This is a genomic window from Chlorobium phaeovibrioides (genome assembly GCF_003968655.1).
Taxonomy (GTDB): domain Bacteria; phylum Bacteroidota; class Chlorobiia; order Chlorobiales; family Chlorobiaceae; genus Chlorobium; species Chlorobium phaeovibrioides.
In genome coordinates, this window is sequence record NZ_RXYK01000002.1 from 153,433 (window position 1) to 168,498 (window position 15,066).

General features: G+C 54.1%; 13 protein-coding genes and 1 tRNA gene. 8 read left to right on the top strand and 6 right to left on the bottom strand.

All coding sequences use genetic code 11. The features are described from left to right. The first annotated feature begins 141 nt into the window (after positions 1-141). The 4 genes from alaS to EKD02_RS09980 all read left to right on the top strand — a co-directional run bounded on the left by alaS (position 142) and on the right by EKD02_RS09980 (position 5,225). The gene (alaS, locus tag EKD02_RS02360) at positions 142-2,799 is read left to right on the top strand and encodes an alanine--tRNA ligase (RefSeq protein WP_126383619.1); all 2,658 of its coding nucleotides are present in this window, start codon (positions 142-144) and stop codon (positions 2,797-2,799) included. Between the two features lie 50 nt (positions 2,800-2,849). Next, positions 2,850-4,244, top strand: coding sequence for an FAD-dependent oxidoreductase (locus EKD02_RS02365; RefSeq protein ID WP_126383621.1), 1,395 nt, complete (start codon positions 2,850-2,852; stop codon positions 4,242-4,244). 115 nt (positions 4,245-4,359) lie between these two features. Then, entirely contained in the window at positions 4,360-4,656 is a 297-nt protein-coding gene (locus EKD02_RS02370; RefSeq protein WP_011890826.1) for a 4Fe-4S dicluster domain-containing protein, read from the top strand. Between the two features lie 41 nt (positions 4,657-4,697). Next, entirely contained in the window at positions 4,698-5,225 is a 528-nt protein-coding gene (locus tag EKD02_RS09980) for a 4Fe-4S dicluster domain-containing protein (RefSeq protein ID WP_185805678.1), read from the top strand. On the opposite strand, the gene serB is transcribed toward EKD02_RS09980, so the two are convergent. The 5 genes from serB to EKD02_RS02400 all read right to left on the bottom strand — a co-directional run bounded on the left by serB (position 5,217) and on the right by EKD02_RS02400 (position 12,060). Further along, entirely contained in the window at positions 5,217-6,434 is a 1,218-nt protein-coding gene (serB, locus tag EKD02_RS02380; protein WP_126383623.1) for a phosphoserine phosphatase SerB, read from the bottom strand. The two genes, EKD02_RS09980 and serB, sit on opposite strands and share 9 nt — an antisense overlap. A 36-nt stretch (positions 6,435-6,470) precedes the next feature. After that, a complete protein-coding gene (locus EKD02_RS02385) occupies positions 6,471-7,262 on the bottom strand; it encodes a sulfite exporter TauE/SafE family protein (RefSeq protein ID WP_126341559.1) in 792 nt (263 codons plus the stop codon). A gap of 5 nt (positions 7,263-7,267) precedes the next feature. Continuing rightward, positions 7,268-8,809: a glutamine-hydrolyzing GMP synthase gene (guaA, locus tag EKD02_RS02390; protein ID WP_011890822.1), complete on the bottom strand. Its 1,542-nt coding sequence runs from the start codon at positions 8,807-8,809 to the stop codon at positions 7,268-7,270. 35 nt (positions 8,810-8,844) lie between these two features. Then, positions 8,845-11,070, bottom strand: a complete 2,226-nt coding sequence (locus tag EKD02_RS02395) for a penicillin-binding protein 1A (RefSeq protein ID WP_237409519.1) — start codon at positions 11,068-11,070, stop codon at positions 8,845-8,847. Between the two features lie 102 nt (positions 11,071-11,172). After that, entirely contained in the window at positions 11,173-12,060 is an 888-nt protein-coding gene (locus EKD02_RS02400) for an alpha/beta fold hydrolase (protein ID WP_126341557.1), read from the bottom strand. A gap of 108 nt (positions 12,061-12,168) precedes the next feature. Between EKD02_RS02400 and EKD02_RS02405 the strand changes: the two genes are divergently transcribed. From EKD02_RS02405 to EKD02_RS02420, 4 genes are all read left to right on the top strand, one after another. After that, complete coding sequence (locus EKD02_RS02405) at positions 12,169-12,831, top strand: DedA family protein (RefSeq protein WP_126341556.1); 663 nt, start codon at positions 12,169-12,171, stop codon at positions 12,829-12,831. Between the two features lie 304 nt (positions 12,832-13,135). Then, positions 13,136-13,209: transfer RNA gene (locus EKD02_RS02410), tRNA-Pro, on the top strand. Between the two features lie 33 nt (positions 13,210-13,242). Further along, on the top strand, positions 13,243-13,452 hold the full coding sequence (locus EKD02_RS02415) for a cysteine-rich CWC family protein (protein WP_126341555.1): 210 nt from the start codon (positions 13,243-13,245) through the stop codon (positions 13,450-13,452). Between the two features lie 105 nt (positions 13,453-13,557). After that, complete coding sequence (locus EKD02_RS02420; RefSeq protein ID WP_126383627.1) at positions 13,558-14,223, top strand: SRPBCC family protein; 666 nt, start codon at positions 13,558-13,560, stop codon at positions 14,221-14,223. Here the strand turns inward: EKD02_RS02420 and EKD02_RS02425 are convergent. Next, the gene (locus EKD02_RS02425) at positions 14,220-15,059 is read right to left on the bottom strand and encodes an MBL fold metallo-hydrolase (RefSeq protein WP_244924384.1); all 840 of its coding nucleotides are present in this window, start codon (positions 15,057-15,059) and stop codon (positions 14,220-14,222) included. The two genes, EKD02_RS02420 and EKD02_RS02425, sit on opposite strands and share 4 nt — an antisense overlap. Between the last annotated feature and the right edge of the window lie 7 nt (positions 15,060-15,066).

Sequence of the window (15,066 nt, forward strand, 5' to 3'; positions counted from 1 at the left end):
TGCATGGTTTCAATGAACGGTTGCAGAAGTGAAATAACAATGGAATATAGTTGGCAACACGAGCGCAAATGGGTAACTTTCGCGCGAATGCCGCCGCCTTGGTGAGTTTCCGCGGCCATGCAACAAGACTTTACCTGTGTTATGAAATCCAGTGATATCAGACAGTCCTTTCTGGACTTTTTTGTTGGCAAGTCCCATACCATTGTCCGTTCCGCGCCGGTCATTCCGGCCGATGATCCTACCCTGCTCTTTACCAATGCAGGGATGAACCAGTTCAAGGATGTGTTTCTCGCCAAGGGGACGAGGCCATACAGCCGCGCTGCCGATACACAGAAATGCATCCGCGCTTCCGGCAAGCACAACGACCTTGAAGATGTGGGCCGCGATACCTATCACCACACCTTTTTCGAGATGCTCGGTAACTGGTCGTTCGGTGATTATTACAAGGAGGAGGCCATCACCTGGGCATGGGAGCTTCTGACCGTTGTCTGGAAACTCCCTGAAGAGCGCCTTTACGCAACCGTCTATCATGATGATGACGAGAGTTTCAGGATATGGGAAGAGAAAACCTCCATACGCCCCGACCATATTCTTCGTTTCGGCGACAAGGATAATTTCTGGGAGATGGGTGAGACCGGTCCGTGTGGTCCCTGTTCGGAAATTCATATAGACCTGACTCCCGACGGCTCCGGCAGAGCACTCGTGAATGCGGACGACCCCCAAGCCATTGAGCTCTGGAATTTAGTGTTCATACAGTACGATCGTCAAGTCGATGGCCGTCTGGAGCCCCTTCCCCAAAGACATGTTGACACCGGTATGGGGTTTGAAAGAGTTTGTGCCGTCATGCAGGGAAAGTCTTCCAATTATGATACTGATGTTTTCCGTCCTCTCTTCGACACCATAACAGAGTTGACCGGAGTTGAGTATGGCGCCTCAATGCACGACCCTCAGGACATTGCCATGAGGGTGATTGCCGATCACGCAAGAACCCTCTCGTTCGCTCTCTCTGATGGCGCCATGCCCTCAAACGAAGGGCGTGGGTATGTCCTTCGCCGCATTCTTCGCCGTGCCCTTCGTTATGCAAAAGATCTTGGATACAATAAGCCGATTCTTCATCGCCTTGTGGCTACGGTTGCCGACTCGATGGGCGATGTTTTCCCTGAGCTTCGCGACCGCCAGGATGCCGTAGCTCGTATTGTTAAAGCTGAAGAAGAGAGTTTTCTTGTGACGCTTGACCGCGGGATTGAAATTTTCAACGGATTGGTTGGAAAGGTCCGGGGCGAGGGCAGCTCAACTCTTGAGGGAGAAGACGCATTCAAGCTCTATGACACCTACGGATTTCCTTTTGATCTTACCCGCCTCATGGCCTCATCTGCCGGCCTGCAGGTTGATGGCGAAGGGTTTGAACGCTGTATGCAGGAGCAGAAAACCCGGGCCCGTCAGGACCGCCGTGAAAAACAGCGGGGCGGGGCCGAAGAGGGTTCGTGGGAGTGGTTCTCCGATCTACACGCCACAGAGTTCACCGGATACGACGGGCTGGAAGCTGATGCATCCATCATTGGTATTTCCAGGAGTAAAAAGAACCTTCTGCTCGTGCTCGACCGGACTCCTTTTTATGCCGAGAGCGGCGGGCAGACGGGTGACCGTGGGTGGATTGAAACTGGAGAATACAGGCTTGAAGTGACCGACACGCAGAAAGATGGTGACTCATTTGTTCATGTGGTTACCCGTGCGTTCGACAATGTCCGCGACAGCGAGGCCGACCCGGCCGATATTGCTGTTGGCCCGGGGAGAGTGCATGCCTCTGTTGACAGAAAGCTCCGTCAGGCAACCGAACGGAACCATACAGCGACTCATCTGCTTCACGCTGTACTTCGTCATACTCTTGGGGCGCATGTCCAGCAGAAAGGCTCCCTTGTCAATCCGGAGCGTCTCAGGTTTGACTTCAGCCATTTCTCAAAACTCACCCCGGAAGAGATAGATGCTGTCGAGTCGGCAGTGAACGACTGTATCCGTCAGGCTGAAGCAACCCTGAAGCATGCCGATGTTCCTTACGACGACGCCATAGCCAAAGGGGCGCTGGCATTTTTTGGAGACAAATATGCCGACCTCGTACGGGTTGTTGAAATTCCCGGGATTTCCGTTGAACTCTGTGGTGGAACTCATGTTGATAATGTGGGGCAGATTGGGCTTTTCAAGATTGTGGGCGAATCTTCCGTGGCCGCTGGTGTGAGGCGTATAGAGGCTCTGACCGGCCGTGCGGCCGAAGAGCTGATGTGGCACGAGTATCGGGAACTGCACGATGTACGCCAGCTGCTCAAAATGAAAGCCGAAGAGCCGCCTGCGGAAAAAGTGGCGGCAATTCTTGAGGAGCGTCGGGCTCTGGAAAAACAGCTTGCGGAGCTCAAGGCAGATGTTCTGCTTGCAAAGCTTCAGGGCGATGCCTCCGCTTTGGAAGATGTGTGTGGCTGCCGCATTGTGGCCAGAGTGGTTGATGGGGCCGATGCTGAAGGGCTCCGTTATGCAGCCCAGATGCTTCGCCAGCAGTTTCCCCTTTCGGCTGGACTGCTCTGCAGTTCTGCCGAAGGAAAAGTCTCCCTTGCAGCTTTCGCCTCCGACAGGGCGGTCAAGGAGCTTGGCATTGATGCCGGAAAACTTATTCGTCAGGCGGCTGCAGCTGTGAAGGGCGGGGGTGGCGGCAAGGCAGAATTTGCTACGGCCGGCGGTAAAAATCCCGAGGGAATGGAAGATGCCTGCAGAGTGTTCAGAGAGGCAGTACGCTGTATCGTAAAGGCATAGCGAAGTGTCTTATATGTGTTTTCAATTAATAGGATAAAAAAGGTTCAAAAATGAAGAAGAGTGTTGATGTATTGGTGATTGGCGGAAGCGCTGCAGGTATAGCCGCAGCAACAACCGGCAAGGCGTTTTATGCCGATAAAAGCTTTATGGTTGTGCGCAAGGAACGGGAGGCTGTTGTGCCCTGCGGCATTCCCTATATTTTCGGCACACTGAAAGGTGTTGAGCAGAATGTCATTCCGAACGCCCACATTGAGGGAGCAGGTGTTGAGCTCGTCATTGATGAGGTGGTCTCGCTTGACCGCGAAACGAAAACTGCCCTTACGGCAAACGGCCTTGAGATTTCCTTTGACAAGGTTGTCATTGCAACCGGCTCCCAGCCCCGCGTTCCCGGATGGCTCAAAGGACGCGACCTCCAGAATGTTTTCACCATTCCCAAAGACCGCAACTATCTTGCCGATGTGCGCGAAAGGATTGAGCCGTGCGAAAAGATTGTCATCATCGGTGGCGGATTCATTGGTGTTGAAATGGCCGACGAGCTCATCAAAAAAGGCAAACAGATTACCCTTGTCGAGGTCCTGCCCCATGTGCTCAGCCTCGCTTTCGACAGCGATCTCTCGCTTAAGGCGGAAGGGATTCTCAAAGAACGCGGCGTTACCCTCAGAACCAATGAGAAGGTTCTTGCACTGGAAGGCGAGGGTGGAGCTGTCCGGCGGGTCATGCTTGAGGGTGGCGATACTCTTCAGGCCGATGCAGTCATTCTTGCAATGGGGTACGCTCCCAATGTTGCTCTTGCTGAAAAGGCCGGCATGAAGCTCAATGAACTCGGTGCCATCAAGGTTGACGAATACATGCGTACTGCCGATAAGGATGTGTTCGCTGTGGGCGACTGTGCTGAGAAGTTTTCTTTCATTACCCGTATTGTCAAGGGGCTTATGCTTGCCTCAACCGCTGTTTCAGAAGCTCGCATCGCCGGCATGAACCTCTTTGGCCTTTCACGGCTTCGCACCTTTGGCGGCACTATTGCCATTTTCTCCACCGCAATCGGCGGGATCACCTTTGCTGCGGCAGGCGTTACTGAAGACCTTGCCCGTGAGCGCGGATTTGATGTGGTCTCTGCCGGATTTGAAGGCATTGACAAACATCCTAAAACCATGCCCGGAACAGCCGCACAGTTCGTCAAGCTCATTGTCAACCGCGAAAGCGGCCTTGTGCTCGGCGGCGCAGTTACCGGAGGTGTCAGTGCAGGTGAACTTATCAATGTTATCGGGGTCATCATCGAGAGCAAAATGACCATCAATGAACTGCTCACCATGCAGTTTGGTACCCATCCGCTCCTCACCGGACCTCCCACCGGCTATCCGCTCCTTAAGGCAGCAGAAGCTGTGGAAATAAAGCTCCGCCATCTTGACCGCTGCGTCTGCGGCGCCCCCGAAAAAGCGGGCTGAAGAAAGGCAGGGCAGGAGAATACCGCCAGCAATCCTGCGGCATAATGTGCGCCCAAAGTGCACGACCGGCGCAGGGCATCGTTCTTTCTCACTGTAACAGAGGATATCATTACCTATGAGTACACCTGCACCTAAACAGAAGAAGCGTCTTACTGCTCCCCGGGAGGAGATTGCCTGGTATCCCACAATCAACGCCGATCTCTGTAACGGATGCGGTGAGTGCCATGACCTCTGCCGGCCGGGGGTATTTCAGCCGGGTCCGGTTGAGGGTGTGGGCCGCCCGAAGATGATGGTTACGAACCCGTACAGCTGCGTTGTGCTTTGTACCCGTTGTGTGGCGCAATGTCCGTCGGGAGCCATAAGCCTTCCTCCTGTCGAAGACTTCCGGCACTTTGTGGAAATCATCAAGTAGAGGGCTCCCTGGATTCCCGGTCACAATTCACGATTAAGCTTATGCTGATTCTTGACTGTTTTTTTGGACGATGTGAAAAGCTCTCATGTGAGGGGTGCCCTTTCAGACCTGTTCGCTCACTGCGCCGTCTACTCAAATCGCGCAGAATGGAGGGGTTTGATGACGAGCAGGCTGAGGCAACTCTCTCTGAAGCGCCACAGATCCCTCTTCCTTTGCCGCAGAAGGCACAGGAAAAAACCAATGAAGCTCCACCTCCCGGGCAGGTAGAGGGAAAGGCTCCGCTGAAAAGGAAGAAGCGGCTGCTTGTGCCAAGGGAAGATATCCCCTGGTATCCTACAATCAACCCCGACCTCTGTAACGGTTGCGGCGACTGCAAGGTGCTCTGCAAACCCGGAGTGTTTGAGCTCGGTCCGCCTGATCCTACCGGCGTCCAGCGTCCGAAGCTGGTTGTTGCCCATCCCTATAAGTGCCTTGTGCTCTGCACGCGTTGCGTACCCATCTGCACTTCAGGAGCCATTACGCTTCCGCCCCGGGAGGAGTTTGAAGGGTTCGTGGAATACTTAGACTGAGTCGCGGTCGCGAAATCCCATCAGATAGAGTATTGCGTCAAGGCCGAGGGTAGAAATGGCTTGACGGGCACTTTCGCGCACAATGGGTTTAGCTCGGAAGGCGATGCCGAGCCCGGCTTTCGCGAGCATGGGAAGGTCGTTTGCTCCGTCACCCACAGCAATGGTCTGCTCAAGGCGAATGTTTTCTTTTGTGGCAATATGTTCCAGCAGTTCAGCTTTTCGCTTTCCATCAACAACCTCTCCGATAACTCTCCCCGTGAGCTTTCCATTTTCAATTTCCAGTTCGTTGGCGTACACATAGTCAACATTCAGCTTTTTCTGCAGATACCGGCCGAAGTAGGTAAAGCCGCCTGAAAGGATTGCTGTCTTGAAGCCGAGATTGTGCAGTCTGCCGAAGAGGGTTTCCGCTCCTTCAGTAAGCTGCAGACGCTTTGCCACCCGTTCAAGAACCGACTCATCAAGCCCGGCAAGCTTTGAGACCCGCAGGCGCAGGCTTTCGGAAAAATCAAGCTCACCGCGCATCGCCCGCTCCGTGACGGCGGCAACTTCGGCTCCCGCACCCGCTTCAAGGGCCAGTTCGTCAATCACCTCGGAGGTGATGACGGTTGAGTCCATGTCGAACACTACGAGACGGCGGTTGCGGCGGAAGATGTTGTCTTCCTGGAATGCTATGTCGATGCCGAGGGTGTCGGTGACTATGAGCAGTTCTTCGCGGAACTTCGCTTCATTCTGGAGGGTGCCGCGCACCGAAAACTCAACGCAGGCCTTCGTTATGTCGCTCTCTGTCCCGTTTTCAAGGGGAACTCGACCGGAGAGGCGGTTTATGGTGTCGATGTTCAGGCCGTGTGCTGCGACTATGGCAGTCACCTGTCCGAGGTGTTCGGCAGTGATCCTGCGTCCGAGCAGCGAGAGCAGGTGGCGGGTTTTACCCTGCTCGTCGACCCACCTGGCGTACTCGGTCTCCGTGACCGGCGTGAAGGTGAGCTGGAGGCCGAGGGTGTGCGCTTTAAAGAGGAGGTCCTTCATGATGGCGGCCGAGTCCGAGCCGCTGGGGATTTCCACCAGCATACCGAGTGCGAGGTGGTCGTGGATGACCGCCTGACCGATGTCGAGTACCGGAATCAGGTGGCTGGAGAGCACCCCGGTGATGGATGCGGTGAGGCCCGGACGGTCCGGGCCTGAGATATTTAAAAGGAGCAGCTCTTTCATGCGTTCACTTGCGATGGCGGTTCTTGGTGCAGGTGTTTACTGGTGTTTCCAAACCTTGAATGCAGACAGAAGCAGAAGCAGGACAAGCATAGGAATCAGTACAGTTTCAGAAACAACCCCGAGTAACCGGCCACCAATCCATGTGCCGCCGAGGGACCCCGCTGCCATGATGAAGAGAAAAGGTTTATTAGCTCCCAGTACTGAAAAACTCCGGTCACGGCTGTAACGAGTAAAGCTGACCAGCATTGTTGGCAGGCTGACAGCAAGGGAAAGGCTGCCGGCCAGCTTGATGTCGACGCCGAACAGAATTACCAGGGTCGGTATAAGCAGTTCTCCTCCTGCAACTCCAAGCAGGGCGGCGACAACGCCGATAGCAAAGCCAGCTGCCGCGCCGCTGAGTGCCAGCTGAAGGGAGTTTTCCAGCAAAGGACTGCCGGCATCCTCCACCAGATGGCCGCTGATCATAAAGCCCGCGATGACGACAAGCAGGGTTGCAATGATTTTGTATAACCCTTTAGACTGAAGCTTTGTTGCCCATCCGGCACCCATCCATGCTCCCAGCAGGCTTCCGGCCAGCAGATTTATGACGATCTGCCAGTTGTCGGCCAGCAGGTCCCATGAGACGGCACCAGCCCTGAACGGCAACGCTGATGCTACGACAACCAGACTCATCGCCTTGTTCAGAATTACCGCTTCCAGTGCCGGAAAACCGAAGAAGCCGATCAGAAGGGGTAGTCGGAACTCAGCTCCGCCCAGTCCGATAAGACCTCCCAATGTGCCTATGAGGATACCGGTAAAAAAAGCGTAAGTGAGTTTTTCCCCCTGCATGTGAGCTATTCCCACTCTATAGTAGCCGGTGGCTTTGATGATATGTCGTAGGCAACACGGTTGATGCCGCGGACTTCGTTGATGATGCGGTTCGATACCTTCGCAAGGAAGTCGTGCGGCAGGTGGGCCCAGTCGGCAGTCATGCCGTCTGTTGATTCCACAGCGCGGAGCGCAAGCACATTCTCATAGGTGCGTTTGTCGCCCATCACTCCAACCGACTGCACAGGAAGAAGCACTGAGAAGGCCTGCCATACCTGCTGGTAGAGGCCGCTTGACTTCAGCTCTTCAATAAAAATTTCGTCAGCGTTCTGCAGAATTTCAACCCGTTCGGGGTTCACCGATCCGAGCACCCTGACCGCAAGGCCGGGGCCGGGGAAAGGGTGGCGCATGAGAATATCTTCAGCTATGCCAAGTTCGCGGCCTACAGCGCGGACCTCGTCTTTGAACAGTTCGCGCAGCGGCTCAATGAGCTTCAGCTTCATGCGCTTGGGCAGTCCGCCAACATTGTGGTGCGATTTGATTGTTTCCGACGGCCCTTTGACGCTGACGCTCTCAATCACATCGGGGTAGAGGGTGCCCTGCACGAGAAACTTCTCTTCGTGGATGTGCTCTTCAAAGACACGGATGAAAGTGCGGCCTATGATTTTGCGTTTTTTTTCAGGGGAGGCTACACCTTTCAGCCGCGTGAGGAAAAGGTCGCGCGAATCGGCAAGGGTCACTTTCAGGCCCAGCGGCTTGAGGAACTGCATGACTTTTTCTGCTTCATTCTTGCGGAGGAGGCCGTTATCAACAAAAACGCAGTGCAGCTGTTTGCCGATGGCTTTACTGACGAGAACTGCGGCCACGGTAGAGTCGACCCCGCCGCTGATGCCGCAGATGACCGTATTGTTTCCTGCCCGTTCGCGAATATCCTCTATCTGGTGGTCGATAAAGCTTTTTGACGACCAGTCGGGAGTGATTCCGGCAATGTTCAACAGGAAGTTCCCGAGCAGCTGTTTTCCGTACAGGGAGTGCTGTACCTCGGGGTGGAACTGGAGTCCGTATATTTTAAGGGCGGCTTTGCTTCCATAGCTCTCGATGGCGCACATTTCAGAGTTTCCGCTGCTTGCGGTGACGCGGAATCCTTCGGGCATGCGGGTTACCTTGTCGCCGTGGCTCATCCATACATCGGAATCCGGAAAGCCCTCAAAGAGCAGGCTTTCATGATCTGCGCTACGGTCCACCAGAATTTTAGCCCTGCCGAACTCCTGCTTGGAGGAGCTTTCAACTGCACCGCCGAAATGGTTTGCGATGGCCTGCAGGCCGTAGCAGATACCGAGGATAGGGAGGCCGAGAGAGAAGATTCCGGGGTGGGGTAGAATGGCTGAATCACCATAGACGCTTGTGGGTCCTCCCGAAAGGATGATTGCTCTCGGGTTGTGCTCGCGAATGGTTTCAGGTGTGGTGCTGTAGGGGAGGATTTCGGAATAGATGCCGAGTTCGCGTATGCGGCGGGCTATCAGCTGTGTGTATTGTGATCCGAAATCCAGTACCAGGACAGATTGCATGGGAGGACGGTTGTTGGTTTAGTGAAATGCAGGCATCAGAATCCCCATTCGCTCTTCCAGTCTTTTTCGGGGACTGCCGACGGATCCATTGAGGGGTCGGGTACTGCTTCTTCAGAGTGATCTGGCTGATTCTGGTAATACTGGAACCCTTTCGGGGTGAAATATTCAATGTAGACCTCAGGGTCATAGAGGTTCGAGGGCCTGTTGGTCGTTGAGGAAATTGGTACGGCAATGACATTGTCGGGTATATGGAAATACCTGTTTTCAAGGCCGAGTGCGGGGTCGGCGTAACAGCGTTTCATGAACCCTGCCCATATTGGCAGAGAGGCGCGGGCGCCCTGGCCGTATTCCATGGAGGTGAATTTGATTCGCTCATCGTCGAAGCCGGTCCATACCACGGCAACCAGCTGCGGAGTGAACCCCGCAAACCATGCGTCGCGAAGGCTCTGGGTGGTACCTGTTTTGCCTCCGGCCTCAATGTCGAGCCCGTAACGGGCTCGAACGGCTATGCCGGTACCCTTGTTGATGACATCCTTCATCATTGAGACCATGACGAAATTGCTGGTTGAGTCAATGGCGAAGCGGCTGTTGGGGACATATTCCGACAGGGTGTGGTGGTTCTTGTCCTCCACTTTCAGAATGGAGACCGGTTCGTTCCAGACACCATTGTTGGCAAAGGTTGAAAATGCTCCGGCAAGTTCAAGCGGTGACACTTCAGCAGTTCCCAGTGCAATTGAGAGGTTCGAGGGTATGGGTGAAGAGATCCCCATTCTTCTCGCATAGCTGATTATTTCGGAAGTGGTGAGGTTCTCATAGGCAAGCCGTACCGTCACCTGGTTCAGTGAACGGGTTATGGCCGAGCGGAGGGTGGTCCATCCCCCTGAAGAGTTGTCGGAGTTTCTTGGAGACCAGATCTTGTCACCGCTTTTGAGCTCAAGGGGCTGGTCGAGCACCTGGAAGTTGGCGGGGATTCCCTTGTCGATGGCAGCGCTGTACACAAAGGGCTTGAAGGTGGAGCCCGGCTGGCGCCGTGCCTGCCACACATGGTCGAACTGGTACTTGTAGTCCTCGGGTGCGAATTTGTTGCCGCCTACCCATGCCTTTACATGGCCGTTGGAAGGGTCTATGGCTACCAGAGCCACCTGAATGCGTGTTTTGTCGTGAAGAAGCCCTTTCAGCCATACTTTGTCGGCCTTGAGTTTCGCCATTGCACGGGCGTCCGAAAGCCCGTCTTCGTCGCGCATTTCACGGTATCGGGCACTCTCCCTGATCATCTGGTTTTTCAGTGGCTCGGTCCATGTCCAGTAACGGTCGAACTTGGCCTGAAGGCTGGCGAGATGCTCGGATGCCGCCTCTTCGGCGTAGTTCTGCATACGGCTGTCGAGTGTGGTCTGAATGGTCAGGCCGTCCCGATGGAGATTGATGTCGCCAAGTCTGGCTGCGGGCTTGACTGTCTGGCGGATATACTCGGTGAAATAAGGGGCTGCTCCGTGGTGGCTGACCGGAGTGTAGTTGATTGTGAGCGGAGTCTTTTTTGCTTTTGCCGCTACGGCCGGAGTGATGAATTTCTCCTTTTCCATCAGGGAGAGCACGAGATTTCTCCTGCCCAGTGAGCCTTCCGGGTTTTTTTCCGGGTTGTAGGCTGTCGGGTTCTTCAGTGTCGCAATCAGGGTTGCGCTTTCGGGCAGTGTCAGTTCACTGGCCTTTTTGCCGAAATAGGTGATTGCCGCCGCTTCAATTCCGTATGCCCCGGAACCGTAATAGACGGTGTTCAGGTAGAGGGCCAGAATTTCGTCTTTGGTATAGGTTTTCTCCAGCTCAACTGCCGTCACGAACTCCTTCATTTTTCGCGTGACGGTCCTCTCCTGCGTCAGAAACAGGTTCTTTGCAAGCTGCTGGGTAATGGTGCTCGCCCCGTGCCACCGGCTTCTGCCCCGTACAACATTCTCTCCCATGGCAATTACCAGACGGCGGAGATCGACCCCCCAGTGGCGGTAGAATTCTACATCTTCAGTAGCAATCAGTGCCTTCTGGACTGACATCGGAATGGATTTCAGAGGCACAAAGGTCCGGTTTTTGAGGAAAAATTTATGGAGGATGACGCCATCCTCCGAATAAACCAGTGAGGCCAGATCGGGGTTGGGGTTCTCAAGCTCCTCAATGCTCGGAAGGCCGAACAGGTTCGATTTTGCAACTGCGGCAGAGGGAGCCGCTGTGAGGGACAGGGCGCTGATGACAAGGGCCAGAAAAAGTGCCCTCATAGGGGCCGCCGGCAGGAAAGAATAACGAGGTCGTATCATCGTTCAGCAGTCAGTCTTGAAATTAGTCATCAGTTTCGGTGCGGTTTTCATAACAATCGGGTATCAAGAGCTCTTTTTATACAATTGCCCGGCAAATTCAAAATGTTTTTTCAGGGCCGCAGTAAACCGGAGGGTGTCCTCAAGCATCGGGAGGTGGCCGAGGTCCATGAACTGCGCCAGTTCTGTAGGAGCCTGAGTTCTCTTTTTGCGTTCATGATAGAGCGTCACAGTTCCTTCGGGGGGGATGGTCTGGTCGGCCATGCCAACGCAGCAGAGCACGGGCGAGGGTATGCTGACGACGCTTCTGGTGTACTTCCTCAGTGCTTCCGGATCTATCGAAAAACGGCCCACCGCATTGGTGGCTTCGCGGTCGGAGCCGGCAAAGTCCTCAACAATGATGTTGCTGTACTCCTCTCCTATATCTTTTGCTGTTGCCCGTTTGATGAACATGCTTTTCATCGGATCCACCAGAAAAATGTTCCTGAAATGGAGCGAGATGTCAATCAGTCCTCCCAGGATGAAGAGTCCGACTGCGTTGCCCATCGACTCCTCAAAAATGCCGCAGGCAATGATTGTTGCTGAAAGCAGAGCATCCTGATAACGCAGAGCAAGCTCGGTGGCCACCATTCCTCCCATGGAGTGGCCCACAATATGCAGGTTCCGGGAACGGTCAAGTCCGAGATGCTCAATGAGTGCTCCAGCTTCATCGGCGAATCCGCCAATGGTGAGCGAAGGGGTGTGCCCTTTGATGAGGGTTCTTCCTGTGCCGCTCTGGTCGTATGTGATGCAGCGGTAGTTTGGCGAAAGCAGCTCTACCACCGGCTTCCAGTAGCGGGCCGATATTGCCCAGCCATTGACGAACAGTACCGCCGGTTTGGTTGTTGCTGACGGGTCCGTTTCCGCAGTGTCCTCGTAATACATCCTGCATCGGTCGGTGGCGAAATAGCTCATGCGTAGAGGAGGGTGTCGTTTGACAAAAAGAAAAGTTTAATATATAACTTATAATACGAAAGGGCAGAAAGCCCTCCCATAACTTTTTTACACCGTCCAACTCTTCCTATGGACTTTTCGCCCATCGCCTTTGTTGCGCCACTTGTCGATTTCATCATGCATATCGACATCCATCTCCAGGTGCTTGCTGCAGACTATGGTGTCTGGCTCTACCTCATTCTCTTTCTCATCGTCTTTGCCGAAACCGGTCTGGTTGTTACCCCCTTCCTGCCCGGTGACTCTCTCATCTTCGCAGCAGGATCGCTGGCCTCACTTGCCGGTTCAGCCCTCGATGCAAATCTGCTCTTTCTGGTGTTTTTCTCAGCCGCTGTTCTGGGAGATACCCTCAATTATGCCATAGGCCACAAAGTGGGGCCACGGGTGTTTGACTACGAGAAATCATTCATTTTCAACCCGTCACACCTCATCAAAACAAACCATTTTTTCGAGAAATACGGAGGCAAAACCATCATCATCGCCCGTTTCGTTCCCATTGTCAGGACATTTGCCCCATTTGTTGCCGGTATCGGTGCCATGACATATCATCGTTTCATTTTTTTCAATATTTCCGGCGCTCTTCTCTGGGTTGGCCTGTTCTGCTACAGCGGGTACTTTTTCGGCCAGCTCCCCTTTGTTCAGGAGAACTTCAAGCTGCTTATTCTTGCCATCATCATCCTCTCCATTCTTCCTCCGATTGTTGAGTATATCAAGCACCGCCGGCTCCAGCCGTAGCTCTCGGTTTCCGTTGCCTGCTGATGTTGAGGGAATGTGGATAACTTGTCGAAGGATTTGGCTGTGTCTCATGGCGGGACAGGGGAAGAGACGGATGATACAGTATGGTAGTTTTCTTTAAGTCGTTTTATTATTGTGTTTTATTTGTTTGTTCGCTTTTTGTGTGTGTCATTGTGGAATAGTTGCGGGGTTTCTGATTTTATCTGACGGAATGAGGGTTGATTGTTGACAACATTTGTCCGATGAAAAAAATATTCCATTAAGTTGCCGGATTTTTTTATACTTACACTCCGAAACGGCACATCGGCGTATAGCGCAGCCTGGTAGCGCACTTCCTTGGGGTGGAAGGGGTCGTGGGTTCAAATCCCGCTACGCCGACAGAGTGAAAATATTCGCATTCGGTCAGTTGCCATGACACATTCCAGCGAACAGGAACCCCATCCGAAAATAATTTCCTGCCCGATCTGTGGCAACTCCTTCACCTGCGAAGGTTCTCTTGACTGTTGGTGTGCATCGCGCACTGTGCCGGCGGCCTTGCTTGAGGAGCTCTCCCGTCGTTATACCACCTGCATTTGCCCTGCATGCCTGGATCGCCTGAGGGCGGAGCATACGGCCGGCTGATTGGTTTCCCCTGAGGAAGTCCTTATATTTTACAAGCGTACTGCCGGCGTCCAGACTCTGACGCTTTCCCCTTTTTTTCATGGATTACACATGAGGAGCGACCTGATGAAGACAGATGGCTTGATGGGAATGGTGCGCATGACACTGCTGATTGCGGCATGCCCGCTCTTCCTGCATGTTCCGTTGCTTGCGCTGCCGGTTTTTCCGGAGTCCGCACCAGCGACGACTTCCGCGGAGCGGAGCTCTCTGGCAGATGGCGAAACTGTTGTGTCTACCTCGGATCTTGACGATGGCGTCACCAGTGTGAGGGGCATGATTCGTGTTGATGCACCGGCAGCTTCCATCTGGCGGGCCCTGACCGATTACGACAACCAGAAGAATTTTGTGCCGAAGGTAAGGGAGAGCGGGCTGATTTCGGACAACGGCACTGAGCAGGAGATGTTTTCAGTCGGCCGGACCGGGGTGCTTTTTTTTAAAAAGACAGTCACCATCCAGCTTCTTCTCAAAGGCGACTATCCCAAACGCCTCTCCTTCCGACAGACGAAGGGGGACTTCAAGCTGTATAGGGGGGAGTGGACCATTACCAGGCTTGAGGGTGTTCCCGGCAGGGTACTGACATTCCGCGCCCACCTCAAACCTGATTTTTTTGCTCCTGACTTTTTTGTGCGGGCGGTTCAGAAAAAAGACCTGCCGGGAATACTTCTGGCCATGAAAGAGCGTGCCGAGGGCATGGCCGGCGAAATTCATGGTGCTGCAGGGAAGCTTCCTTAAGGGGTGAACCGAAGCCCTGCCGCCGTAGCTGATACCGGGCATTCAAGCCTGTGACTGAACAGTTCTGTCGCTTTGTTTCCCGTGCAGTGGCTGGTGTGGATTCTTCCAATCGGGAATTTTGCCAGCGCCAGAGCCGTTTTTTCCAGCCTCTCCTCATTGGCTGATGATAAGTGCAGCCCACCGACAACCGAGGCTATCCGTTCCTCTCCGCTTACGGCTCTGATATGGTTGATGGTGTTCACAAGCCCAGAATGGCAGCACCCGGCAATAATGACCAGCCCTTCCGTGGTCTCTATCCAGAGCGACAGATCGTCCTCAATCGGGTCAGGGACGGCGCCTTTGGTGTCGAGGAAAAACGGGCCGCCGGGGTCTTCAAATTCGATTACTCTCGGCACAGGGCCAGTGACACGAATACCTGGAAGAATTTCCATCGGCCCGGTTGCATTGAGAATTTGTGATGGGTTGAGAGCCCGGATGGCCTCTTTTCCCTCATTGGGCATGTCGGTCGGTTTTGCCACCCCCTCACGGATGCTCCACCGCTGTGTGAGTGCGCCCGGATGCATGCATACCTTCATTGCCGGAACCTCCCGGAGCACCTGAGCCACCCCTCCTGTATGGTCGTAATGGCCGTGGCTGAGCACCAGCATGTCGGCACGCGACAGCTCAATTTCCAGCTTGTGGAGGTTGGCCGAAAATGCTGTTGATCTTCCCGTGTCAAACAGCAGCGTAGAGCCTCCAGCCTCTATCCAGAGGGAAAATCCGTGCTCGGAGCTGAAGTCTGAAAGTGGGGTGTTGTCAACAATAACGGTGATGCGGATCTCTTCGGGTTTCATCATGGTTGCG

Excerpts from the sequence above, each read along its gene's own strand:
- alaS (WP_126383619.1), top strand. The coding sequence starts at position 142 with ATGAAATCCAGTGATATCAGACAGTCCTTTCTGGACTTTTTTGTTGGC.
- EKD02_RS02365 (WP_126383621.1), top strand. The coding sequence starts at position 2,850 with ATGAAGAAGAGTGTTGATGTATTGGTGATTGGCGGAAGCGCTGCAGGT.
- EKD02_RS02370 (WP_011890826.1), top strand. The coding sequence starts at position 4,360 with ATGAGTACACCTGCACCTAAACAGAAGAAGCGTCTTACTGCTCCCCGG.
- EKD02_RS09980 (WP_185805678.1), top strand. The coding sequence starts at position 4,698 with ATGCTGATTCTTGACTGTTTTTTTGGACGATGTGAAAAGCTCTCATGT.
- serB (WP_126383623.1), bottom strand. The coding sequence starts at position 6,434 with ATGAAAGAGCTGCTCCTTTTAAATATCTCAGGCCCGGACCGTCCGGGC.
- EKD02_RS02385 (WP_126341559.1), bottom strand. The coding sequence starts at position 7,262 with ATGCAGGGGGAAAAACTCACTTACGCTTTTTTTACCGGTATCCTCATA.
- guaA (WP_011890822.1), bottom strand. The coding sequence starts at position 8,809 with ATGCAATCTGTCCTGGTACTGGATTTCGGATCACAATACACACAGCTG.
- EKD02_RS02395 (WP_237409519.1), bottom strand. The coding sequence starts at position 11,070 with ATGAGGGCACTTTTTCTGGCCCTTGTCATCAGCGCCCTGTCCCTCACA.
- EKD02_RS02400 (WP_126341557.1), bottom strand. The coding sequence starts at position 12,060 with ATGAGCTATTTCGCCACCGACCGATGCAGGATGTATTACGAGGACACT.
- EKD02_RS02405 (WP_126341556.1), top strand. The coding sequence starts at position 12,169 with ATGGACTTTTCGCCCATCGCCTTTGTTGCGCCACTTGTCGATTTCATC.
- EKD02_RS02415 (WP_126341555.1), top strand. The coding sequence starts at position 13,243 with ATGACACATTCCAGCGAACAGGAACCCCATCCGAAAATAATTTCCTGC.
- EKD02_RS02420 (WP_126383627.1), top strand. The coding sequence starts at position 13,558 with ATGAAGACAGATGGCTTGATGGGAATGGTGCGCATGACACTGCTGATT.
- EKD02_RS02425 (WP_244924384.1), bottom strand. The coding sequence starts at position 15,059 with ATGATGAAACCCGAAGAGATCCGCATCACCGTTATTGTTGACAACACC.